27 protein-coding genes are annotated in these 24283 nt (G+C 43.3%); 5 read left to right on the plus strand and 22 right to left on the minus strand.

Annotation, left to right across the window (positions count from 1 at the left end; genetic code table 11):
* Positions 1-3: 3 nt before the first annotated feature.
* The 18 genes from ADK28_RS28665 to ADK28_RS30855 all read right to left on the minus strand — a co-directional run bounded on the left by ADK28_RS28665 (position 4) and on the right by ADK28_RS30855 (position 15432).
* Positions 4-984, minus strand: coding sequence for a toxin co-regulated pilus biosynthesis Q family protein (locus ADK28_RS28665; protein WP_082172376.1), 981 nt, complete (start codon positions 982-984; stop codon positions 4-6).
* A 156-nt stretch (positions 985-1140) separates the two neighbouring features.
* Positions 1141-3144 carry a type IV secretory system conjugative DNA transfer family protein gene (locus tag ADK28_RS28670; protein WP_065426263.1) on the minus strand — a complete coding sequence of 668 codons (2004 nt, stop codon included), beginning with the start codon at positions 3142-3144 and terminating at the stop codon, positions 1141-1143.
* Positions 3145-4221, minus strand: coding sequence for a P-type DNA transfer ATPase VirB11 (virB11, locus tag ADK28_RS28675; RefSeq protein ID WP_048797404.1), 1077 nt, complete (start codon positions 4219-4221; stop codon positions 3145-3147).
* Positions 4221-4451, minus strand: a complete 231-nt coding sequence (locus ADK28_RS28680; protein WP_048797382.1) for a hypothetical protein — start codon at positions 4449-4451, stop codon at positions 4221-4223. Before ADK28_RS28680 ends, virB11 begins: the two co-directional genes overlap by 1 nt.
* A 13-nt stretch (positions 4452-4464) precedes the next feature.
* Positions 4465-5076 (minus strand): thermonuclease family protein, encoded by a 612-nt coding sequence (locus ADK28_RS30820; protein WP_082172378.1) that lies wholly within the window; start codon positions 5074-5076, stop codon positions 4465-4467.
* Between the two features lie 5 nt (positions 5077-5081).
* Positions 5082-6371: a TrbI/VirB10 family protein gene (locus tag ADK28_RS28685; protein WP_048797383.1), complete on the minus strand. Its 1290-nt coding sequence runs from the start codon at positions 6369-6371 to the stop codon at positions 5082-5084.
* On the minus strand, positions 6358-7170 hold the full coding sequence (locus ADK28_RS30825; protein WP_075202169.1) for a TrbG/VirB9 family P-type conjugative transfer protein: 813 nt from the start codon (positions 7168-7170) through the stop codon (positions 6358-6360). Before ADK28_RS30825 ends, ADK28_RS28685 begins: the two co-directional genes overlap by 14 nt.
* Position 7171: 1 nt before the next feature.
* A complete protein-coding gene (locus ADK28_RS30830) occupies positions 7172-7975 on the minus strand; it encodes a virB8 family protein (protein WP_075202170.1) in 804 nt (267 codons plus the stop codon).
* 104 nt (positions 7976-8079) lie between these two features.
* Entirely contained in the window at positions 8080-9018 is a 939-nt protein-coding gene (locus ADK28_RS28690) for a type IV secretion system protein (RefSeq protein WP_048797384.1), read from the minus strand.
* Between the two features lie 12 nt (positions 9019-9030).
* Entirely contained in the window at positions 9031-9378 is a 348-nt protein-coding gene (locus tag ADK28_RS30835; protein ID WP_075202171.1) for a hypothetical protein, read from the minus strand.
* 57 nt (positions 9379-9435) lie between these two features.
* The gene (gene virB5, locus ADK28_RS28695) at positions 9436-10110 is read right to left on the minus strand and encodes a P-type DNA transfer protein VirB5 (RefSeq protein ID WP_053091648.1); all 675 of its coding nucleotides are present in this window, start codon (positions 10108-10110) and stop codon (positions 9436-9438) included.
* 10 nt (positions 10111-10120) lie between these two features.
* Positions 10121-12637 (minus strand): VirB4 family type IV secretion system protein, encoded by a 2517-nt coding sequence (locus ADK28_RS28700; RefSeq protein WP_048797385.1) that lies wholly within the window; start codon positions 12635-12637, stop codon positions 10121-10123.
* Entirely contained in the window at positions 12594-12971 is a 378-nt protein-coding gene (locus ADK28_RS30840; protein WP_075202172.1) for a VirB3 family type IV secretion system protein, read from the minus strand. The genes ADK28_RS28700 and ADK28_RS30840 overlap by 44 nt, the downstream gene beginning before the upstream one ends.
* The gene (locus ADK28_RS28705; protein ID WP_204375388.1) at positions 12971-13345 is read right to left on the minus strand and encodes a hypothetical protein; all 375 of its coding nucleotides are present in this window, start codon (positions 13343-13345) and stop codon (positions 12971-12973) included. The genes ADK28_RS30840 and ADK28_RS28705 overlap by 1 nt, the downstream gene beginning before the upstream one ends.
* Positions 13346-13440: 95 nt before the next feature.
* Positions 13441-14094 carry a lytic transglycosylase domain-containing protein gene (locus tag ADK28_RS30845; RefSeq protein ID WP_075202173.1) on the minus strand — a complete coding sequence of 218 codons (654 nt, stop codon included), beginning with the start codon at positions 14092-14094 and terminating at the stop codon, positions 13441-13443.
* A gap of 20 nt (positions 14095-14114) precedes the next feature.
* Entirely contained in the window at positions 14115-14552 is a 438-nt protein-coding gene (locus tag ADK28_RS28710; RefSeq protein ID WP_065426264.1) for a hypothetical protein, read from the minus strand.
* A 158-nt stretch (positions 14553-14710) separates the two neighbouring features.
* The gene (locus ADK28_RS31960) at positions 14711-14923 is read right to left on the minus strand and encodes a hypothetical protein (protein ID WP_075202174.1); all 213 of its coding nucleotides are present in this window, start codon (positions 14921-14923) and stop codon (positions 14711-14713) included.
* A gap of 32 nt (positions 14924-14955) precedes the next feature.
* Positions 14956-15432, minus strand: a complete 477-nt coding sequence (locus tag ADK28_RS30855) for a transcription termination/antitermination NusG family protein (protein ID WP_075202175.1) — start codon at positions 15430-15432, stop codon at positions 14956-14958.
* A gap of 371 nt (positions 15433-15803) precedes the next feature.
* On the opposite strand from ADK28_RS30855, the gene ADK28_RS29530 reads away from it, so the two are divergent.
* A complete protein-coding gene (locus ADK28_RS29530) occupies positions 15804-16154 on the plus strand; it encodes a helix-turn-helix domain-containing protein (RefSeq protein WP_065426265.1) in 351 nt (116 codons plus the stop codon).
* Positions 16155-17047: 893 nt separating this feature from the next.
* Here the strand turns inward: ADK28_RS29530 and ADK28_RS28720 are convergent.
* Together ADK28_RS28720 and ADK28_RS28725 are read right to left on the minus strand one after the other, a co-directional pair.
* Positions 17048-18007 carry a hypothetical protein gene (locus tag ADK28_RS28720; protein ID WP_239686293.1) on the minus strand — a complete coding sequence of 320 codons (960 nt, stop codon included), beginning with the start codon at positions 18005-18007 and terminating at the stop codon, positions 17048-17050.
* Positions 18008-18276: 269 nt separating this feature from the next.
* The gene (locus ADK28_RS28725; RefSeq protein WP_048797388.1) at positions 18277-18522 is read right to left on the minus strand and encodes a RepB family protein; all 246 of its coding nucleotides are present in this window, start codon (positions 18520-18522) and stop codon (positions 18277-18279) included.
* 241 nt (positions 18523-18763) lie between these two features.
* Between ADK28_RS28725 and ADK28_RS30860 the strand changes: the two genes are divergently transcribed.
* Positions 18764-18916 carry a Hok/Gef family protein gene (locus ADK28_RS30860; protein ID WP_075202176.1) on the plus strand — a complete coding sequence of 51 codons (153 nt, stop codon included), beginning with the start codon at positions 18764-18766 and terminating at the stop codon, positions 18914-18916.
* Positions 18917-19015: 99 nt separating this feature from the next.
* Here ADK28_RS30860 and ADK28_RS31965 read toward each other — a convergent pair whose 3' ends face one another.
* Complete coding sequence (locus tag ADK28_RS31965; RefSeq protein ID WP_239686294.1) at positions 19016-21850, minus strand: LPD7 domain-containing protein; 2835 nt, start codon at positions 21848-21850, stop codon at positions 19016-19018.
* Complete coding sequence (locus ADK28_RS28735) at positions 21837-22187, minus strand: plasmid mobilization protein (protein WP_048797389.1); 351 nt, start codon at positions 22185-22187, stop codon at positions 21837-21839. The genes ADK28_RS31965 and ADK28_RS28735 overlap by 14 nt, the downstream gene beginning before the upstream one ends.
* Positions 22188-22498: 311 nt before the next feature.
* Here ADK28_RS28735 and ADK28_RS28740 point away from each other — a divergent pair, with 311 nt between their 5' ends.
* Genes ADK28_RS28740 through ADK28_RS28750 form a run of 3 tightly spaced genes read left to right on the plus strand, consistent with a single transcriptional unit; the run spans position 22499 to position 24194 of the window.
* Positions 22499-22942: a TraK family protein gene (locus ADK28_RS28740; RefSeq protein WP_239686295.1), complete on the plus strand. Its 444-nt coding sequence runs from the start codon at positions 22499-22501 to the stop codon at positions 22940-22942.
* A gap of 9 nt (positions 22943-22951) precedes the next feature.
* Complete coding sequence (gene stbB / locus ADK28_RS28745; RefSeq protein ID WP_048797391.1) at positions 22952-23653, plus strand: StbB family protein; 702 nt, start codon at positions 22952-22954, stop codon at positions 23651-23653.
* A 52-nt stretch (positions 23654-23705) separates the two neighbouring features.
* Complete coding sequence (locus ADK28_RS28750) at positions 23706-24194, plus strand: hypothetical protein (RefSeq protein WP_048797392.1); 489 nt, start codon at positions 23706-23708, stop codon at positions 24192-24194.
* Positions 24195-24283 lie beyond the last annotated feature (89 nt).

Raw genomic sequence — 24283 nt, forward strand, 5'->3', positions numbered from 1 at the left:
GTTCTACCCCTTATCAGTAACCTTAATTAAACACTGCATGCTGTTCGTGAACGCATACAGAGGCTTTTGCGCATACTGATACAGACCAAATATGCCATTCAATGCTGTTTTAAAGTCCCCTTCAAAACGCAACGGTGCATCAATACGATAATTTACGGGAGTATCCCAAATAACACGCCAGTTTCCGCCTTCGGTGCAGATCTGAGAGGCAGACCAGCGGAATACCGTGTCTTTTAGCGTCGAACCCACTTCTCCGCGCCAGACAGGTAGCCTAACAGGCTGTGGCTTTTTCACTGGCACAGTGGTTTTTGCCACTGCGTCCACAATGAAGGGGTTTTTCCCCACTTTGGCATCAACCCCAACTGGCAATTTTGTATCCCTGGCCTTACTCTGAATAGTTGGTTTCAGTAATTTATCCGGCGTTGGCGTCTTAACTTTGGGTAATACTGGCTCCTGTGTCTTTTCCGCAAAGGCTAAGGAAACTCTACTGTTGCTCCAATCAATAAGAGCATTAAGTTTATTCGCTTCCAACATTCGCTGAAGAACATAAGGCCATTGGTCCCCCCCTTGCCAAGCTACTTTTGCTGTAAATTTCTTGGCAACATCATCAGATAGAACAATAGCCCATCCTGTCGGGACTATTTTCTGAACGGCGGGATATAGCGGCATACCGTTTCCATCACCCCGGACTAATTCTATTTTATCCGTACCCCCTGTGAATTTAATATTAGCTAATAATGGTAGGGATATAGGGGTGTTTCTAGAAACAGGCTTAGGACTTACCTTTACATCTTCCGGTTTAATTTGTGGGGAATCTATCGTTTTATTATTTTGAACCTGTTCCTGTCGCTCAACCGATAGGTAGGATGGGACATCCGGGTTGGCAGGAACAAATTCACCTTTAGGCTCTGGAAGTTTTGGTGGCCCACTACATGCTGCCAATAAAAAAACAGACAATGAAGTGATAACCGGATTAATACGCATACTTTAGTCTCTTTTCTGATATGAGTTAACCTGGCTACAAAGAGATTAAACTCACGGTTTAAAGTAAAGGGGTATCTACGGCTAATTTTCAATTAAAACAGAATTGATTTATAAAAAGCAATTCATTAATCGTTGAATCAATTTCATCTCTTACTTCTACTTTTCAATAAATTTTTTAGATAGTATAAAATCAGAATTAGGTTCGTGAACATCGATAATAGGCAGGCTACGTTTTTCCTGCTCCTCACGCATTTCATCAACCTGTGGTGAGGCAATTTCAACACCTTGCTTCGTTTTACGCCGCATGGGTTCCACCAATGCCGTGATTTTGTCTCTGTCTCCAGTTGGAATAGGAGGTAATGGCATATTTGCCCTTTCTTCTAACACTTTTTCCTTAAACCAATAAATTTTCTTCGTTCGTACCTGCAAGGCAGGAGTCGTTATGCTTGGCTGCAAGAACAGCAGTTCCTCTTCATAGGGGAGCGCGTTAATTTCCTGGGGTAACATCAGCGCTCGTGCCTGGAGCGTCCTATTGCGTGATCTGGAGCCGGTTTTACCTTTTGTCTCACTATGGCTATAAACCGACACGGTTGTATTACCCAGACGTTTGCTGTATTCCTCCGCTGCATCGATGTTACCAGGGGCATAGACTATTTCCATGTGTATGGCCTCCATAATCGCATCAGCCCCTTGCACACCATAAAGCTCATCTGCCTGTAATTGCTTTTTCCCCTGGAAAGAAAGCAGGAAGCGTAATCCCGCTCCGCGCATCAGCGCGGGGGCAGTTTTTAACGCATCTATCCGCCCCATAACCGCGACTTCATCTATCGCTATCAGTAGTTGGGTTCCATATTTCAGTGTCCCGTCTTCTTTCCACCCTCCTTGCTCTGGCAGGACTTTGCCATTCACACGAATGATTTGAGAGTAAAACAAGTTCATCAAAGGGGCGAACTTCTCAACAGCGCCCTGAGTCACACAAAAGTAAACAGATGTCGGCTCCTGACGCAGCATATCGAAGTCAATATCATCACCGGAGACAGCCCAGGCCACTGTTTTTTCGGCATAGGTCGAAAGCCGGTTAATCAGGATGTCCTTGACTGTCGGCCAGCCGTTTTTGCTGGCAGGTGCGTTTTTAATCACGTTCAATTCACGACAGGTTTCATCGGACAAAATGAATGTACCGCTATCAGATGCATCGAGGGCTTCTTGCGCCCAGGACGCGATACCATCCCCCAATGCCGCTATTTCGTACACTTGCGGTAGCGTGGTCGGTAAGGGCTTTCTGTCATTACGCTTCTCGTTCTCTATCAGGTAAAGAATGATCCCCTGACAAATATTGGCTGCTTGACCGAAGAAGCTGGCGTTTTTAGGGTTGTCTGGGGTGTATATGACGCTGGCGATCTCTTTCACATCACCCAGGCGATAAAGCTCGTCGCGGGATAAACGACTCAGTGGATTCCAGCGATGACTCTCTAGTAGTTCCGGGCTAAATCGGTAGACCTTTTGGCCGCAATGAGCACGAAAACCGGCAGTCAAATTCCATATTTCGAATTTTGGGTCATTACATACAACAGAGCCGGGGTACATCATCATATTGGGAGCCAATGCCGAAATCAGTTTTCCTGATCCTGGTGGTGCCGCCAGCATGGCAAATGTCTGACCGTAGGATGCAAGGAATGTATCTTTTTTTGTTGGATGCTTACCTAAAATAATTGGCGGAAATACCTCGACTCGCTTTTGTTTTTTTTCAGGGCTGTACTTAGGCATTTTTTCTGGGTCATATATATTAACTTCCTTACCCTTTCCGCGCTTGGTGTACATCCAACTACCGCGATACTCCAAACTTTCCAACTCACGGCCATTAGCAAACCGAGCATTACCGTGTAGGTTGTTTTGATTCTTCTTTCCTCCAAACAGCATTAATAACATCATGCCAGTTGGCAGAAAGGTTAGTGCGGCTGTTACACACCACGCCCAAGGAAGATAAATTTTCTGGCGACTAGTTATGGAAAAATCACCCGCCATTAATAATGTATTAAATGAAGTCTGATGATAGTCACCACCAGTCAACATTAAATATGTAGCGCCGCCTGCAAAAAGCCCCAAAACAAAAAACAAGGCTGTTAAAACAATAATAAGAATTAACGTTTTCCACCACATTTACGCCTCCAATTTCATTCTTAATGCCGTTTCCATCGACGCACCATTGAGCAGAGCCAATTTAACTTCTGGGTCATAGGCAACTTCGAGGATTTCGGTTCCTTTCATATATAAAACTGCGTCAAAAGAAGTTCGAACCCGGCGATCGATGTAGGCGTAATCCAAACCAGCACCTACTGCTGATTGCTTTACCAAGCCACTGACTCGCGCATAGCCCTCAAGGCTACCGTTCGCATGTGCTGTAGTGATAGTACCTGGATGACCAGTATTCAGAAGCTCCATAAAGTCCCAAGCTTCATCTCCAGTCAGTTCGGCCAGCAATATATGATCAGCCTTCATCCGCATACAGCTTGCTACCAGGTCTTTTGGCGTCACAAAATCCCCATAAAGCAAATGAACGTGATTCAGGTGATACGGCAATTTCAGTTCGTTCAGTTCTTCTATAGTCAGTAATCGCTTATTGTGGGGGTACACATCCACAACAGCCTTAGCAAACGTGGTCTTACCGGAACCTGTGCCGCCAAAAATGATGATATTGAGGTTGTGCTCAACGGCCTTCCTAAAAAAACCAACATAATCATGAGAGGCATGGAGCTTCTTTAAATCCTCTTGCCAGGGCAAAAGCTCCTCCGACCGTTTGGCGATACTGTTTGCACGTTTAAACCGGCCAGACTGTGCATAATCCTCCAAGGTAAATCGTTCCAATGAAGGTTTACGGAACGTCATTGATACTGTCCCTTTTTCACAGGCAGGAGGAATAACCAACTGACCACGTTCTCCATCGGGCAGTTCTACCGTCTTAATGGGAGATTTAATCGACAATAAACGGTGGTTGTAAACGGACAGCGTTTTAGCCAATTTCATACAGAGAGAAAGCGTGAGCCAAGGTGCATCTTCACGTTGCCAACCCGCCACAGAAGTTTCAGTCCAGATCTCAAAAGGACGGTTAATAGCCACCTCTGTTACGCCGTCACGCGAAAGACGTTCGGTAACGCCGGTTTGTTCTAAAAAATCACGCGCCAACGTCGCATTATCCAGGGGATCATCATCCATGTAGTCGTCAAACTGATCGGACATCATTCCCCCCCTTTATACTTCAATGCTAAAAGCGCCATAACTCGCTGATAATCTTTTTCTGCATTCATACTGCTGATAGAAGAAATACCCCCTATATGCCCGGTATTTATAGCATTTAATAACTCAAGGCCGTCTTCAATTTCGACCAATCGTGACTTGTCAGGATGAATTACATTAATAGCCGTTGTTTTCCCAACCAGCGTTTGGCCGGAAATAATCATATTTATCATTAAAATATTTCCTTTACTTGAGGATTTTGGGGTCAACAATTTGATGTTGAACACGCCACTGCCAAGGCGGGACAGGTTCAGATTCAGTCCACAAACCCCGTTTGTGACTACGCGCGTTATCTTCCAGCGATAACAGGTCGCTATCGACTGCCTTTCCCTTGTAGCGGTACACCCAAGCACCACCGTTCAGTACCATCAATCGGTTCACAGAAGCCGAACAAGGCATCATTGATACAGACGCGGGTATTGGTCTATCGACTAAAAGTTCAGCCAACTCTCGCCCGTAACGATCTTGTCCATAAAGACGTAAGCAAACTGTCAAGTTTTCAGGCAAATAGCTTTTCAACATTTGTACTGACTGATCGCCCCAGGGCTGATCTTTCTCTGGAGCATCAATCCCCCGTAACCTCACACGTAGCGTGCTGTTCATAACGACCACATCGAGCGTATCACCATCGATCACACGCTTTACCTGGCCTTGATTTATCTCCGACTGCACCGGGGGATTACTTGGCACATCAGGCCGTAAAAACCTGCTCAATAGAGAAAGCAGTATCGCTGATAGCAGCATGGCTAATGCAATGATGATACGCTTTGGAAAAAGCGGATTACGCAATTTCTGCATAGTGATCACCTCGTTTTAAACACAGGAGAAAAATCAATGTCCTGACTTACAATCACATTAATCACAGTGCCAGGTAACACGTAGCCCGTAGGAGGAATGTTGATACTGTTTTCCAACGCCTTACTTGCCATATCTTCAACATTTTTCTCACTATTGTTGACGGTGTAACCGTTACTACTGGATTTTTGTGTTGCGTTCGCAGCGGACTGCAATGCATCCTGAATGAATGAAAGCATGATCGCCCCACCGAAGCGCTGGCCGTAGTGGTTATCAATGAAGGCGTCAGTACCGCTACGCCCCATAGCATCCGTTCCTAAGCCATTAAGGGATGCCCGGACACCAGGAGCCGTCTCCAGATCCGTCCAACTGGTGAAAATGCTGCTCTGTCCGGCTTTCACTTCAACCTTTTGCTCTCCGAGTAATTCCGCACCGGCTTCCGCTAGGATCACACTGCCATCGGCAGAATAAAGGGGCCTGGTTAAATGACATGTAATAAATCCCGGATGGTCTGTCTTAACGCCGTTGTAAAGCACACACTGAAAGCTCGTTCGTCGTTTGAGCAAGTATTTGGGGTTAGGCATACGATATGCCTTTGTGCTTGGGTACGACGTTGCAGTTAGGCTATCCAGTTCGCTACGTTGAGCGCCAAAACCGGCTAGCCCACTATTACTACGGAGTGTTTCATTACCAGGTTCAGATGGGGCCGCATTGGCATACGCACGAATTTTGGCTATATCTGGATCATCATCACCGCTTCCTGAGCCGGTACTGACATTGCTGCCAGCACTCAAACCACCAGAATCGAAGCGATTAACAGAGATAAATAACCCTTCCTCTTGACGTTCTACCGGTGGCGTTGAGCTACTTTCATCACGGGAAATCTGACTTGCTGCTGATGTCGGTGCCTTCGCTGAACCTCCAGCCGTTTTAGGTGGTAATGCGGGTTGTTCTACTGGTGAATCATTGTACTTCTCCATCATCCGGCTCATACCATCGTCTTTTGCTTTACGGCTTGCCATCGCTGGGTCAGCTTGCACTTTGGACTCGTCAACTCGTGTACTGTTCTCCCCCATTTTCGAGACAGCAAACCAAATAATCCCGACAACAACGACAACCCAAAATAAGACCATTACCCCAATGACCTTCCAGGCTTTATTATCAAAGTTTTTTTTCCTGCGGACTCGACGTGTATCGAAGTCACCTTTAGCCTCAAATTTTGGTGGTTCGTTCATGCCTTCATTATTAACCGGTGGCGCGTTTGATTCTTCTGGCAGCAACGCATCATTTACCTGCATCTTTCACCTCCCTGATTTCACCAGTGGTGGTGCCGTTATAGTTGTACCAGCCGGTGTTGTTTGCCGTAGTACGAAGCTCCAACACCAATTTATTCAACCGAAGACGAAATACTTTACTGACACCATGCACAACTAAAATGTCATTTACTGAATGGGTATTTACCATTGACTCCGTACCATCAGGCATTACCTCATAAATGACTGGGCGGGAGGCATTAGTAGGGAAACGCAAACAAGTAAATGTACCATTATCCCAAATTTCATAAGGGGACAAAACCATATCGCCGCGCTTCTGATATTGACGATTAATAATACCATTGCAAGGGTTAACGTTAATCTCTCGCCCCTTAAATGGTGTATCACCAATTTTTGGTGGCGAAGGATAGTCGAAGCGAAAAAGATAGGTCATTGCAGCGGAAGTTTTAGCGAGCCTCAACTCAAACAAATAAGTTCGTCTGTTGGTATTAACAATAACGTTTGTTTCTGGCTCTTCTGCATATTGACTTGGTTTTATCAATATCATACTACCATCTTTATTAGCCCCAATTAGCCACTCAGGATTTTGTTGATTACCGGGTTTACCGACACCCAATGCTCCATTATCCATATTGATAGTTTCGCCCGCTTCTAGTTTTATGGCTGTTACACGATTCTTCATCGCATAAATACGATAAACATTATCTGGGCTGTAAGTTGCAGTTTGTACGCGACGATCCAGATGAGAACCCTTTCCGCCAGTTTCTGCGTTGGCACAGGGAACTAGTGTTATCAACAGCAACGCAATTACAGTTTTTTTCATGTTAGCCCCCGCTGACTTCTTGAGTTTTGGTATAAGCACGCACCCCAAAACCACGCGGATTAAGCCAGTCATCACCTTCCGAAGTTGCCGGGTTTTTGTAATCAAAAGACATAGTGGCAACCCAGCGAGTCGGTATGGCATCCAAAGATGGTTTGCCATTAGCATCCAAGAGTGTTTTGGTGAATCTTACCTGATAGGTACGAATATCTTTATTTGCTGCCAAAGCAGGCTCACTACTGTTCCTGAGAGGCACCATTGCATTAACCTCTGTTCGAAACTGCTCAACCTTACCCAATTGAGCCACATACCCTTTACTTGATAGTTGGAAGTTTCTATATTCTTGGAAAACATCGTCATAGGATAACAATTGTACCAAGGCGTAATTAGCCGGTTGTGAGGCCCAATTGTATGATTCTCGCGCCATCACATAAGCAACAATATTTCTCTTATCTTCTTTAACTTCTGGTGATTCTCCAGATTCAGTCGCCGGTTTTACCACATCAACATAACCGGAGTTATTATCGACTCTAAGAACAAAAGGGACTACCGTTTTTAATGGTGTTATTCCCATTAAAGCGGCAATTGACATGAAAGACAAAACACCGAAAAATACAGCCAACCAACGACTGTTTCTCGCTTTAAGACGGTAATCATCAGCGACCCGCTTTTCAAACCACTTAGCCGCTTGTGTATAAGCCATTATGTGGCGATTAACGTCCTGTTGTTTACCTGCCAACTGTTCATCGTTATAGATAAATTTCTTTTCTCGATCTACAACTTTATTTTTATTACTACGAGATAGCATTGAAAAGTCCTCGCTGCTACAGATGAGAGTTCACTTGCAATAAGAGCAAGTATGAAATTCATTCAGTAACCAATAGACATTGAATTTAGAATGGTAGGAGTGAATTATGAGATACGGTTACGATTTCTGAGATTCATTAGTTTTTTACCCATTGACTTACTCATTCGGGTTGCAGCAGTAGTACCTAAAGAGCGGCCCAAAATCCCACCAACACCAGTGACACCACCCGCAGGTGAGCCGCCCATAATTGAAGCTGCATAATTAGGAATTTCTGTAGCCAACATGGTAAAAGCGCCGAAATAAAGCAAAATAGCGAAGCAACTCAACAGGTCTGTGTCCATCACTCCGTTTTTTACTATATTACTATTAATGAAATTCATTTCTAACGTTAATACGACACTGAATAACACTTGAGTAAGCATAAACCCACCTATAACAGAAACCCATCCCCAGAAGTATTGTCGAGTCACTGGGAAAAGAGCTAAAGCGATGAATAAAGGGCCAACAACTAGAATAATTGTTGTAGCTGCTTTTAGTGTAATCAGAGTTCCAACACAAACCAATATAAACGGTATTCCACCGACTAAAAGAAAGACTATAGCCAATATACCAAGTAAAGTGCCTTTAAAATTACTAACAGGAGAGAATTCCATTGCGCTAGCTGTGTCAGATACAGAGGTCATGAAGTTAGATATTAAGGCATCAACTAAATTATATTGCTCACCTCCCGATGAAGACAGTATTTTCCCCATCCATACAGGCAAATCATTCACAACCGGAACAACGGTGTTAATATACCAGCCAACATTAAAAGCAAAATATATAACAAAAGATGCTTTTAGTATCGTTAAAACCAAATCTTCGATAGCCACATCCAACCCCTGAAAAAGCCAGTGGATGCTTTTCATGTTTAGATAAATCAACCAAAATATTCCAAACAAAACACCGACACCCATCATAATATTTGTGGTGCCGGTAGCCAATGTAGATTCTAACGATGCGTCGATGGCCTGATATAGAGTTTGTGCAACTTGCACATCCATATCAAAGTCCTCTTATTTTTTAGAGTAAGTATCTCCCTTATAAAGGAGCTTGTTATCCTCAAGTCGCATTGTACCTGAACCATCCAATACATTTAAAACGTTGTCAGATTCAGCTTTAGCTTCTGTTTTTCGTACTACGTATCCTATACCTTTTTCAGGAGTCCAAGAGTTAGCATTAATATTTACATGAAAAACGCCAGCGTCATAGTTGATAGAAATGTCAGTCGGTTTTTTAGAGTCAGTAAGCTGATACCAATGACCAACAAATGCTTTTCCTTTATCTTCGTTACATCCAGCTAATGTTATTCCTACACCTAAAACAAGTGAAACAAGAAGACTTTTCTTAAAAGAATTAAACATCACACACCTCCTCTATATTGACGATACTTTCATAATAAACAAATTTTGAGCATATCGCTAATCATACTTTGGCAGATTTGGACGTTTACGCAGCATATAGTCTTGGAAATCCTGAGCACGCTTACGGTCTTCTAGCTTCTCCTTCTCTTCCATGAGCATTTTGGCGTTTTGTAGCTGTAGCTGTTGATTCTGTAGCTCCAACATTTCTTGCTGATACCGTAACCCAAGTTGCTCCCTATCTTTGGGTGTCTCCACGGTGTTTAAACGTTGACGTAATTGATCTGCATTACGAATACGGTCATTGCTGGCATCATAAGCTTTTTCAAGCATTCCAGCTTGAGCAAGCAACTTGTCGAACGCTTCTTGTACCTTCGGGTCGCTACTAGTTAATCCATACTTACTCCTAAGATTTGTTAAATCCTCAGCGTTTGAATAAACATCACGCCAATCTTTTAATGGTAATACCTGGTTCAACAACGGGTCATTAAGGAAGCTTCCCAACTTGTCATTTCCCTCGACAATACCCTTATAATGGTCATATTGTGATTTTGCCTGTGCGATAGCCTCTCTAGCTTTATTTAGTTGCGCCAGGGCTTCATCTGCCTGTTGTTTCGCATTAGCAGCCAGTTGCGCAATATTTGCAACATCAATCGTGGGTATACCACTGGCTTGCACATCGAGAAAAGAAAATTGTGCAGCAATAATTACCGCTATAGCCTTCCACTTTCTCATATAAATATCCTTACTGGTCAATAATTTTAGGTAGAACCATTGATACGGGACGATTTAATGTGTTCATCGCAGCTCGGAATGCTGGCACCCATAAAGCAGGATCATCGGAATTTAACCCTTTATCAGCTAAATCCTTCCTGACTGAAACCGCGACCATCTCATCAAGGAAAGATGCCACCCATACTTCTGGTTCATCACTTCCGAGTTGTTCTCTTACTCGTTGTGCAACTGCCAAGTTTTCCTCTGTAGCTGATAATAAAGGCAGCCAGTATTTTAAATCTCCATCTAATGAAAATTTAACCATGACGGACTTACTACCTTGCTTAACCATAAACTCACGACTAAAACGGCCAAGTTCTGCTATTTTATCAAACTCACGGTTAGATATATTGAACTTAGAGTAACTCTCCCTATTGGCTTGTTCATTGGCCATCCATTGCTGTGTAATAACTTGCTGAACCACTGATGGTGCGTATTTAGTTTGTAATGCAGCTTCTGGTGTTTGAGTGTCCATCATCAAGATCTCACCACGCATACGACCGGCATGAAGAATTTCTTTAATGGCTTCGGCAGTACTTTCAAAAGAAAGCGGTGCCCAATACTCTGCAATCATATTAATCAGCAAGCATCCTTTTTCCTGAGCGTGCATTTGCCGCTTCATGAAGAAAAATGTATTTAACAACACCTCCATTACAATAGGATGTTTACCTGCAAACTCTCTATTTAGAATTTTGGTGCAATCGAAGGCTAATCTACGAAAATCACGAGGGTCAAATTTATTGCGAGGCGAATCCACTACCCAAGCATATTGTCCCTTCTGACCATCAACAATACGACACCATTTTTTTAAACGGGTATAGAGACAGTTTCCGCCATGCTCATCTATAGATTGCATTAATAATGAAAAACTACGCTTACTGATGTCACCGTGGCTCATAACTGCATCAATAGCACTTTGTATTTCTTCTTCCTCAGTAGGTGTTACATCATCGCCACCTGCGCATTGTTTCACGGTATCAAAAAGAAACTGCCGCAAATCTGGAGAGTCAGGTAGTTGGAATAGCTGAATTCCAGTAAAAACACCTGGTTGAATTGAAAAGTATGACGTTTTCAATGCTCGAAATACATTTTCCATTGAGTGGTTATAGTCTATACCGAAGAACATTGGGTTCCACCGACTGAAAAAAACCAACTCTGTTGCTTCAATAGTAGTTTTCCCTGCCCCAGTCATCGCATGGTTAATAATATGACCAGGTAGCTTTTCCCCTGTGTTATTCTGTCCAGGTGGACTATCGTGCGCATTAAGAAAGAAAATACCCTCTTTTACTGTCTTAAGTGGCATTAAAGCCGTTCCATCTCCAGGAGGATTACCTACAGCCTTACCAGTTGGGGTCGCATGTAATGAAAATCCACACGCCAAGTTCTCCGTGGATTTAGGCATATGGTAAATCACATCAAGAAATGCAGGATATTGCGTTAGCCAAGTATCAATATTGGTACTGGTAGATTTAACAAAAGTCGCATTATGTGTAATAAATAACGACTCCATCTTAGCACCATTACTAACAGCACTCTCTGGTGTGTCACCATACACAACAAGCGATGCATGATAACGACCAAACACTCTTTTCCCCTGGGTTACGCCTTGGATTGCGTCAGCTATTTCATTAGTCTGACTAGACTCACCTTCTGTAGATGCCAAATCAGAGGACTGTGCTTTAAATTGCCGTTTCATTTTATTACGGTCTTCGAAAAGAAACGATTGAATCAACGTAAAATCAAATTGTTCTTCAACCGCTTCATCCCACATCCCAGGAATCGATTCATCGGGATAGTCGCGCAGATCAAACGTTGTAGCATACCGGCGCTTACTATGATTTGGCCGGTTCTCGACGTAATCATAAGCCCCAAATGCCGTCTCACTATCAATCACGGCGTCGCCTAAGCGAGTATCGCTGATCAGAATATTTTGCTCATGGCCATTAAGTAATAATGAATAAAATCGTCCAATTTGTGAGTACAAACCACCATGTTCATTTTCTTCCATTCCCATAATCGCTACGCCGAATGGCTCCAGCATACTTTCAGAGATAGTCAGTAATTCGACCATCCGGGAAATTCCTTCCTCTAAGTCATGATACTTGAGAATTAGTGCAATACTGTAACCTATTTCTCTAAAAGTACCGTCTCTAAATGGGGCGATATAAGCATCGACAAAATCCTGTATTACAGGAAGCTCCATTTTATATTTCGCATCGATACTCACTTTACTTTTAGTTGTGTACGTTTGAAGCAGTAAGTTTTTACCTTCCTTTTTCCCTAGTGCTTGGAAAAATCGATTAAGTTGTCCAAACTCTCGATTCAACACTTCCTGATCGCGAGTTTCATGTGATGTACCTTTAAAGCGTAATAAACTTAGTAGCCGGTTTCCACTTACAGTAACAATATGCGGGTGTACATGGAACCCCATCACCGGCACCTTGTTATTCTCTGGCGAGAACACGTTTTTTTGCCTGGCGTTGGACATTGTATCTACTCCATTTAGGGTTTCGTGGTGTGATTAATAAATGACGGCCATATTTACGGTTGCGACGCCAACGTCTGATAGAAAAGAACATTCTCCGCATGGCTTTATCATCACGTTCACTAATTATTCTCAGGAAGAGGGCAAAAATAACAAACGGTGCTGCTATAAAGATCCCCCACCCACCAAGAACTAACAGACCAACTAAAGCCGTTAGGGCAAATCCCATAACACAGAAGATTAGAGGAAAAACAGGTATACCCCATTGCATAGCAACTCGGCTCATGCCGTTATGACTGTCAAATTTTAGAATTTCACCATCTTTTGGTTCGTTCATTAAACCCCCGTCCCTCCAAAGAATTGCCAGGCAGCCGCACCAAGGATCATCGTTGAGCCAACAACAGCGATAACGCCAACTTGTTTAAAATAATCCATAGCTGTAGTCTCCATGTCTCCATTAGAACGAGAGATCTGCCAACGGATACCTACCCACATCAAAGAGGAAAGAGCCAATATGCCACCAACGGCATATAGACCTACTTGAATTTCCTTTGACCAACTTTTCAAAGTATCAATCCATCCCGCCATCGCAATTTCTGGCAGCATTAAAAATACAATACCGAAAACCAATTGATTAAAATGAATAGCAGTAAATTTACTGCCGCTGATATTCTTAACATTTTCGGATAAATTAGAATCATTCATTTTCATAAAAGCACCTATTTAAAAATATGACCGACGTGTTTAGTTAATATATTGATTGGTGTTAATAATGTTAACTTGGGGTTAACCAGACCTCACCTTTACTATGCATCCGTTTTATCACCATTTTTTGATGTTGGCTTTGGTTCATTATTTTTCCCTGGACTCGCAGGTCGAGGATATTCACGTAAAACATCCCATGACTCAAAATCAGGAGGGGTGTAAGGTACTGGTTCTATGCTAGGCTCCGATTTGGACTCCCCTCCTCTTTCCGCTTTAGTGCTTGGAACTTCATAGCCGCCAGCCGGAGGAGTATATCCTATTCTTCCTACATAACTAGTTTGAGAAAAATCTTTTTCAGATTTCTGACCTGTTGTAAAATTACCCGAGTAATAACAGCTAAGTGCTCTTTTAAGAGTCCCACCTCTAGAATAACAATCCGTCATTATCTTTTCGAACACAGATAAATTAGTGCAGGGAGAAAAGAGCTGAGATGCAGTTACACCATATTTCTTAAAGTTTGTGCTGGTAATTTGCATTAAGCCAACTGAATAGCGTTTACCTTGTGCTTGCAATCTTTGTACATGTGCTAAGGCATCATCCAGCGATTTAGGGAAAATTCCATTTTTCTGACCCACAACACCAATCGCGTATTGGTTAAAACCAGACTCTACACGGGCCACATCATGGGCTGTATCAGGATGAACCGAGGGAGCACATTGTACTGCAAGCGACAAAAAGGTCGCAGCAGATAACATAATAACTCCTTAGTATTGGTTTATACGATTTTCACACAACATTCGCGGTCATTATTCCTTCGTCCAGACATTGAAATGACCGCACCAAAAAGCCATTCGATTCTTTCTGCCTCAGAGGGAAAAGTTACAACGATTAGGCGCTTATCCTGCTCACTGGCTTTTTTTATGAAACTAACCAGTGTAGAACTATTCAGGTCTACAGGAAAATGCACTGCATCCAGTATCAGAGTTTTTTCATTACTAGCTAACAGCGTATCAAAAAACAATTCGCCATTCTCTTCACACAGATAGTGTTGAAAACATTTATTTTTGCACAAATCAATAAAATCAAAATATTTAGAGTCTGGTATTTTTGTTTTAGTTAACAATGTGCTTTTCCCCGTCCCCGTTACGCCGATAACGAGAATGTGTTCTTGCATATTCTTGAGTTTAGATTGAGCAGACCTTATACCTTTCATTATCTATCCTAATTATTTAATGAAAATAAAAAACACTTAAGCGCTGCTCTTAGTGGAGGAAATTAAAACAAAATCGCATGGGCAATATAAATTACTGAACTCCATGATAGCAGGCAAACGATAATTATTGCACCCCATATTAATTTCATACAACCACCTTAATGATCACGCTGACTTTCGAATATCAATTTTTCTTTCGCTACCTCCCCATACTCACTAATGAGATATTGAACAAGGGAAGATGATGTCATATGCTTCCCTCTCTTAAAGCCTATCTCTAGTGCTAATTTTTCCAGTTGATTTCTAAGATCTGCTGGAATATAAACACTCGTTGGGCTTTTTTTTGATTTAGCCTCATCGGGCTTTGTCATTTTTTACCTCTTCGTATACTAACTGTAATAACTCACGCGCTTTCCTTCCATAATGAGAACGGCAAAGACAATAATGACATAAGCGCGAAAACCCGTTCCTGCCGATCTCTCGTCACATAAATCTCTTGCATCTTATTCAATAAAAGTGGAGGCACATTGCGACATTTGAAACTATCATAACCTACTTTTAATAGTTCAAATTCAGCACAGCGCATCGCGGTTATAACATTATCAGGAATGATACTTATCTCTTTACCGAAGCGTACAAATAATTTTGCGCCTGGCATTTTTATAATGGTTGTTGTGTGTATGTGGGATGGATCAAAGCGGGTAAAGATATAACCAGGAAAAACAGGATACTGTACGTGTCTCACAGCATTTTTTTTGTCAGTCCTTGCACGAGTTTCGTGACTCAAAGGGCAACAAACCTCAACTCCAGCATCATCCAGCGCTTTCAGTGTTCTGCGCCAAGTATTTTCTTGGCAACAGAGCAGATACCAAGCCTTCATAGAACCTCCCCTATCCGTTAGGCAATAGCAGTAGCACGACGAATTCCCCTGGTGAGCGTTCGAAAAATTTTAGTATGTTGAATTTTTAGTATCTTATGTATTTTGAACGATTACAGATTTCATATCCAATTGGTTTCATAGATCAATGATCCTTTATTGATCGTTAGGATCGATCAATGAAACCCAACACAAAACAACTGTATATGCGTACAGTATAATAGTAAACAAGCAAGTTACGCATTGCAACTATTTTAGAATCGATAACATGAATTTTAGTATACCTAAAATATTAATCTAAATGTTAGTTATACTACTTCATTGTTTTTTTAAGTAATTCTAAAGTTCGGTACGCCTTTCACTGGAGCCGGATTATGATTGGTAGAAGACTAAAGCAGGCGAGAAAAGCAGCGGGATTAACACAGGATGACCTCGCAGAACGAGCCGAGATGGATTCTGCGGCTAGCAGTATCTCGCATTATGAGAACGAAACGCATAACCCACCATTTTCTTTGGTATGCAAATTTGCGGAAGCTCTTGATATTCCTGAATGTTGGTTTTATTGTCGAGATGACAAACTCGCACAGTTAATCATCGATAATCATAGGGAAAACAGAGAGTTCAGGTTAGATCCTGATGAGATCCTTCAGCTAAGGGATATGGGGGGGCATCTTGATAGATTGACCTCCCTTGTTGCACAAATGTTAAAGAAAAGGAACGGCTGATTTTATAAATGTCCCCAATAATTTCCCATCGGCAAAGCTGGGATGCCACGCCGGAAACCTAGATTTTTCCGCATCCAGTCACAGTGAACATGTCACATTAAGGCTCAGTGGGAGCGAAGCTACAAAATACGACATTTGTCTCTTTAGCCAATGGGGCTACCACCCGCCAGTGTTCTGATCCGCTGGCGCAGAATATCAACCGGCAGAGTCTCAATGTCCCGTTAGGCGTAGAACCCAAACTATTTCCACAGTGCCAGGATGCGCGAAGCGCATAGAAGGCGGCTCGATTAAGTAACATAAGACACTATTTTAGAACCGCCGGGCCTTTCGATCATCTTAGATCCCAGATACCCCCTCTGCCCTGATTAGCCTAACGGGACTTTTAGCTACTTTCATATTCGGTAGCCTCTGCTGAAAGCACGCAGTTTGCCAGGCGGTTTACCGCCGTCGCCGGTATTTCTATACCGGCGGGCTGTACTGCGCGTTAGCGACCCTTTAGGGCGCTTACGGTGGCTATTCTTCAATTATTAAAGCGATCGTTTCTGAGTGGCGCGGCCTTGGCCGCTGCAAGCGAAGTCATTTTTAATCACCGCGCCGATAGGCTGCGGTGTGAGCGCGCCTATCACCTTTTTTAAAAGGTCGTTTTGTTCAGGAGCTATGTACGAAATTAACCTCTGTTATTCATCCTGTTCCGAATTTAATCGGTTATATAACAGGTAATTCGAATTTAACTGTTTATTTATTGCTCACAGGCAGGTAGGTTGTAAAAGTAAGGTGGGTTTTCGAGGGCATAATGTCGAAGGAAGGGAGCATTTTATGAAGGAAATTGCAGCACAGTAGGCTTATGCGCAGCACAACACCGCCGCCAAGCGGTTAATGACTATATCAGGGGGTTACAGACCGTCTCGTCGTATTCGCTCAACATAGAGCCGATGGAGAGCTTCACCAATAATGCCAGGGTTTTCTTGACTAATAGCTCGTTCGAGTTTCATTGATACAGCCATCGGTTGCTGTGCTTTCCAACGGGAATAGATGGCCCAATACTTGCGTTCATCCTTTGGCTGTTCTCCCAATGCTTGCTCTGTCTCACGTAGTTTTTTTTCCAGTTCAGAAACCAGTTGCTGTTGTTCATCCTGGATACGGGCATCATCTCCAAGCACCAACCGTTTGATTTTTTTCAGCAGGTTCTTCAAGGAATGTTTATCCTCGATGCTGGCAACGTTGCTTCGTGCTAACCGCATGACATGTTTGGCATAGCGTTCTTTCCAGGTATCACGTAATCCTTTACGTTCCATCCAGCGCCGGAGCTTGGTGACAATCTCCCTCAGTTCTGAAATGCTGAACCCCAGCATTTCAAAGAACTCAGGTTTCAGCCAGATACGCATCGCTTTTTGTTGCCTCGTATCTGGATCTTGTCCTTTGAGCACAACAATAACCCCCGCATCTTTCCAGTCGCGGATGGTATTGAGTATAGGGTCATAGGTTTTACGGCCGTTGGTATTAACGTGAAGCTGGCCGCATTGCTTCGCCAGATCTTCAACACCACACATGACCTCGAAAAGATAATCACTATCAGGGCTATAGTCACAGTTAGCAACGAAGGCAAGCGCCAAAACATCAGCCGTTTCCCTGCGTTCTGAACGAACGGAAAGACGTTGGCCACGCTGACAACGCAGTTTGTAGATGTGGGGATTGCGGTTCCAGTCGTGCTGCTTTAATGCTGCCGCGAAACGTTTTACAGGAACAATATTAGGCAGTGATCCACAGAACACTGGCTCATGATGCCGGTGTATCTTGGAGGTAGGTTGTAATAGTGCGCCAGGCTGAACTGAGGTTAAATCTTGTTCAATCACCCCATCCTGCTCTTATGGCCGAGCTATGGGGTTGCGATAGGCTATACATTTGATATAATCCTTCTTGGCACCGCGCCAGTTTACACCCCCTGATTTCTATCCGAGCCGGCCAAAGTTCAGAGTAGAGTCAGGGGGTTTTACTTTTTGTGGCTTGCGCCACACCCTCTAGGCGTAGTTACCGAGACGCCCCGCTCGTGAAAATTCTTTAACCCGCATAAGCTATCACGTTAGCTAGTTACGATCAATAATCGAAACCCCGTGTAACTACATTACATAGGATCTTTAAAACCACAGTTCTTTTTGGCAGTCTTGATAAGTTCCTCAATGATCTCAACCTGAGTTTTATCATAGATTTTTGTAAGAAAATCAAGGTCATCCCTAACTACATTCGATATATATATGTCCAGCCTTTTGTGCGTTAGTTTTCTCCTCTCTAAAAAATCCTTACGGATCTCTTGCCGAGTTTTCTGAGGGCCAACTGGCCTGCGCTTTTGTTTTGACTCACCATTAGGCATGTCTTACCTATCCCATAGAACACAAGTCAGGCTATGAATACTATCAGGTATAACAAAAAATCACTGGAAAATCCGTATGTTCTGGTATTATCCATTCGGGTGCTTGAAGCCGTCTGCTTCAAGCCTCGGCTAGTCGCAGACAGCAAAAAGCCCCAAGTGATTTTTTTATCAATCAACTTGAGGCTCAATGTTATGTCTCGACAACGTAATGTTAGCCTCTTAGCTTCCAAGGGGCAAGTAAATGTCACGAAAACTGTTGCTGTACGGCCTAATCGTGGTCTGTCTGACGCTATTAGCATTTACCTGGATGGTACGCGGCTCACTGTGTGAGATCCGCGTTCAACAGGGAAATACGGAGTTCGCGGCGTTTCTGAACTACGAAGTTAGGAGCTAACCGTGGGGCGGGCTTAAGCCCGCCCTTTCGGCGCTTGTCGGGCAGCCACATAGCACCCGGAATGCCAGCCCTCCGGGGCTGGCCCCCTCCCCTTGCCAATCAGGCCACATCTGGCCCATCATCCTCAATCTGTGGGGTAGAAACATCATGTTTCTGCTCACGTTCGCGCTCTAGCGGTTCGCCTTCCCAGACCCGGCGATTACCCGATTTCGCCACTGTAGACCCATCATCCAGTGTTTCTGTCCAGCGCACCGGCTCCACGCCTTTATCGACGAATTGCACACGCTCGTTAGCTTTAAGCCCTTCGACAGCACTTTCCAGCCCAACTCCCCAAAGGGTATGCGTTCTGCCATCATCCATCTGGAGCTTGACGTAATAACTGTTATCACGTTCATTTTCCGGTTTATCCATATCTGGTTTGAACTTATAAGGGGCTGCGCCATGCTCCAGTAAAACCCCCTGAGTAACGGTATATCGTTCTTTTTCATCCTTAGTGTGAGTATTTGCGGTTCCGGGCCGAGGCTCCGAGTCATGGGACTTCGATTGCATAGCAGCATCGAGATCAGTTTCGCGTGCGGGCGACTCTGTTTCTGTAACCTTGTCTTTCTGAGCCATTTCAGCAGTTGCTGTTGCCGGTTGTTCTATACGCTGGCCGTCTTTTTCAATCGCCAGCTCCTCCCGCCGTTCAGCAAGCTGTTTGTTCATCGCCTTATCAGTGAAATGAACATCCATGCTGTTCTTCGCGGCAACTTCAATCACCTGGTCTTTAAACTGTTGGCTACCTTTGATAGTCAGCGTGCTGCCGAATTTTTCTTTCGCCAGTTCCAGCGCAACGGCCACTGCCGATTCCGTCATACATCCTTTACGTACTGCAATCGCTTTGCCCGTATCAACAAACAGCGTTTTATCAGTCTTCTTATCCAGATAGTGAACATTTTGGCTGAACCTGGCACGTTTGGTGTAAAGATCATTGGCCGCAATACCACGCTGGCTGTCTTTCTCCCGTTTCTCTGCCATATGTGTATTGATATTTTGAATAATTTTAGAGAACCGCTCTCTGGCTGGCGGCACGTCTTTTTCCTCCGGGCCGGATATCGAGTTATCCGGTAAGCGTTTGGTGTTCATCAGGTTGCGAATAGCAGCACTTCCCATATCTGGACTCTCCTGTTCAAAAGGCTTATTAGGGTGTTTGATGGCATGGTGAGCCTTCAAACGTTCGAACGTTAATACAGAGACAAACTGCGATTTTTCGTTACGGTTTAAGCGCTCATCTGCCAAGATGGTTCGCCGTGTTTCAAAAAATCGTTTGTCGATGGTGTAGATCTCACGCCGTTGGGCAGGCAGGATTTTGTCTTGCTCCAGCCGCCGCAAAAAATACGCAGCCACGAATGAGGCTTTTTTATCGGGCCTTGGCATCACGCGGCGTATTGGATTTACGCGCGTTGGTCGCTTCCGAGGTTCTGCTTGTGCTTGACCAAACAGCATGTCTCCTCGTTTCTTTATATCGTTGAGACTGGCGACCCTATGCGGGTTAAGTGCATAAGGGGGCACATTTAGCGTTCCGGCAGATCCTCCTCCCATTCCTCCCCTAACGGCATAACCTCGTCTGAGGGCGGACTCTGTGACAGTTGGGACGCCAGGAACGGCGGTAAACTTGTCGAAGTCGTGTTCCCTAGCGTTTCCATTTCCTCTTCTGGCTGATAAATCAGATCGCAATCCAATACCTCCAGTTGATTCCGGCTGTCCCAGGTGAAGGTGTGCATCACCCGGCAATAACACCGTATTTCTGGCTTGTTCACTGTGCCGGTCAACTGCCACATCGCGGCCGGACACACCTTGCAAGCCATCGGTAAGGCCGGTAATTCTTCGGCTTTCAGTTTCAGCAATACCTCGCTGGTGATCTCTTTGCCGTTCGGCAGGGTGTAACTCATATTGCCCCCTATGCTTTGCGTAAAATGCAGCCTGACGATCCGCCAGGAGTTTTATTTTTTCTGCTGGTTCGGCTGCTTTGTAGAGTTGCCGAAACTTGGGTGTTGCCTTGCTGACATACTTTATTTCCTTTGCCCGCTGCGGCCATTCCAGCAGACGGTCACGGATAATAGCTTTATCTAATGGTGGTTTTTTGACTTCTCGCCTAACAATAAAATCGTCGTGAAAAATGGTTTCTTTCAAATTGGTAAATTTGGCGTCACCAGGAAGTTTGACGGCAATGTATTCATTATCTTTTCCTTTATTCCTGATTTTCGTATCACCAAAAGAAGTCACATGCTGATAAAAATCAGCCCGACTGGCTATGTTTTTCTCTATTACATCCGCAACAAGCTGTTTTTTAAAGTCCTGATTCTTGCTTCTGAAATCATCACCTTTATAGCGTGATAAAACATCAGCGGCGCTTGTTGGATCAACGCGAACATGTTCACGCGGCGATGCTAATTTATACTTCTGGTTAATATACTCTTGAAAGGATTCCAAATATTTTACTGACTGTCCAAAATTGGAACCGACAGGATCAAACATCCGACCTGATAACAAATTCTTTTTAGGAATCACAATGTGTATATGAGGTTTTCGCTCAATCATGCCTCCAGTTTTTTTATCCTGAATTTCTTTTAATTTTGGAATATGTGCTTCCGCATAGAAATTATACTCTTCATCTTCATAGGCGTACATTAAAAACTGCCGTGTTTCTTTAGTTATAGCATGAAGAGTATCGAATGACACCTCATCTTCACGAAATGATAACGTCATTGTTATATATCTATCTTGTCCATTATCTGGTATCTGCTGATAGACCATTTCTGTAAGTGCTAAATCACCATAAAGAATCACACGCTCATCTAATTCCTCACGCGTAAAATCCCTACCATTCTTAATCCCTTCCTCCAGATACTCTTTCACACCATCATTATACCCGCTCACTCTAATCAACATCATCCACCCCCGCCATAAGTAACTGACGAATATCGACGAGTACATTATTCACAGATTTATATAGCCGCTCTGAAACCTTACCTGATAGATGTGCATAGTTAACCTGGTGTGCGACCTGGTTTAGGTTATTACTGGCTTTATTAAATATGAAAGTTAATCGTTCCAAGTCTTTAGATGGTGCGGCTTTTACGGTAATATTAACGTTGGAATTTAAAAAAACTTCTCGAAAAAATTCAGACTTCTTCATGTTTGAAGAGGCCAGCTTTTCTTCGAATTGAGCAAAGTCTTCCTGGGACAGTCGAAAGGCGACGACCTTATCCTTATTCTTTTTTTCTGCCATATGACGCCTCCAATGACAACAACTACGACACCGCTAGGTCACGCCAAGCGCCAGCGGGGTTTCAAAGGGGTATCCCCTTTGGCACGGACGATTTTACGAGTGGCGCAGCCACTTGTAAACATCGTCAACGTGCCTATCTTCAAACCCTGCAAACCTCACCAGTTTCATTAATTTTCACTAAATTGCACTATTTGTATTGACGCATCACATTAATTGCATTAAATTGCACTAACAGCAAGAAAGTTGCACTATCTTGCACTAAGTTGCATTGAGTGTTAGGATACTGCCAATCTAACAGCATGAGGTTTTCTATGTCGGACTGGCGAAGTAACCCGAGAACAGGAAAAAGCACCTTCATGCCTTTGCTGGGAGACATCAATGATCGGATCAAATTAGGCGAAACAGTAAAGATGATTTACGAGTCCTATATTGAAAACGGCACCATTGATATGAGCTACCCGCAGTTTACAAGGTATGTAAAACGCTACTGTGTTGATGAACCAAGAAATAAGGCTGTCAGCACAAAAAAAGAAAACGAACAATGCAGAGAAGAAAAAAGCAGTGAATCTGTAGATAACGTCTCATCAACAGATAGCCAAGCGCTAAACCAATATTTAGATGTTTGCTTTAGAAACAAAAATATAGCAATGAGAGCAATAGAAAATAGTGTTCCCATTGAAAAAATTAAAGAATGGAAGGCACCTAATGCAACGCGGCTAGGTACGCTTCTGACCAACTACATTATGAACAATTAAGGAGTTTCTATGTACCTTAAAATCGCAGTATTGAATAACAGTGGCAACGTTGGAAAATCGACCATCTGCCAAACATTGTTAAAACCTCGTTTAGATGGCTCCGAAATAATCCGCGTTGAGACTATAAATACCGATGGTACAACTGATGAAAAATTGTCAGCAAAAGAATACGATGAAATCATCAAGAGAATTGATGATGTAGATTGTACAATCATTGATGTAGGCTCCTCCAACATTGAACAATTCATGGTTCAGATGAATGAGTACCAGGGAAGCCATGATCTAATCGACTATTTTATCGTTCCAGTCACTGTACAAGATAAACAACAGCGTGACTCTATCGCTACTGTATACAATTTACTCGACATGGGTGTCGATGAAGGAAGAATAAAGATTGTCTATAATTTTGCAGAGAAAGATGTATCAATCGATAAACAATTTTCTATTTTTATTTCAGATAAAACCTGCAAAAAAATAGCAACAAAAAACACGGCCATTGTTTATCATAGTAACATATTCAACCTACTGACAAAGTCAGGTCTAAAATATGACGATATTTATAATGATGATCGCGATTTTAGAGCGTTAATCCGAGCTGCTGCATCAAAAGAGGAAAGACAAGAATTGTCAAATACTCGCGCTGTCAAAATGCTAATGAATGGGTTCAACTCCGATTTAGATATTGCATTCGGTAATCTGAACTTATCATAAAAAGAAGAGAGCAAGTTACGACTTGCTCTCTTTTCTACAAAGGGATTATTTCATGAGTAAAAGCCTTTCAGAAGAATTTAAAGATCAGAAAATCAATGATCTACTTGAGGACTATATTCATTTAGAAAATGAAATCAAATCAATACCTGAAAAACTGCGTGACAGTCTTCATGCTGTCCGTACAGCCGTCGATAGTTTACCTTCTAATTTAGAAGTCGGTATCGAGAAATTAGCAGCAGCCGTAGAAGAAGCCGAGAACAGTTTTGACGAACTGGCTGTTAAACATCGCAGCATTCTCAATAATCAACTTGATGAAGCCAAGCTGGAGATCCGTTCGGCCATCAAGAACGAGATCACCGGCGGCGTGTCTGAGGCGATCCGCGACGCCAATCAACAACTCAACCAGCTTGGCCGCAAAGTGCAGGATGTCTCTACATCCAGCAGCTTTGTGAACAACAAAAGCTGGATAGCCATGATGATCTTGTCCACCGCCCTGATTATTTCCCTGGCCTTCAACGGCGTCGCCTACCTCATTCGATAAAGTGTATAACGTTATACATTAATGCGTTCTTCAGAACCGGCGACAGCCGGTTTCTGTTATCCCACATCTTCGACACCGCCCTTCCGCAT

It is taken from the genome of Serratia sp. 506_PEND (assembly GCF_001076875.1).
Taxonomy (GTDB): Bacteria; Pseudomonadota; Gammaproteobacteria; order Enterobacterales; family Enterobacteriaceae; genus Serratia; species Serratia marcescens.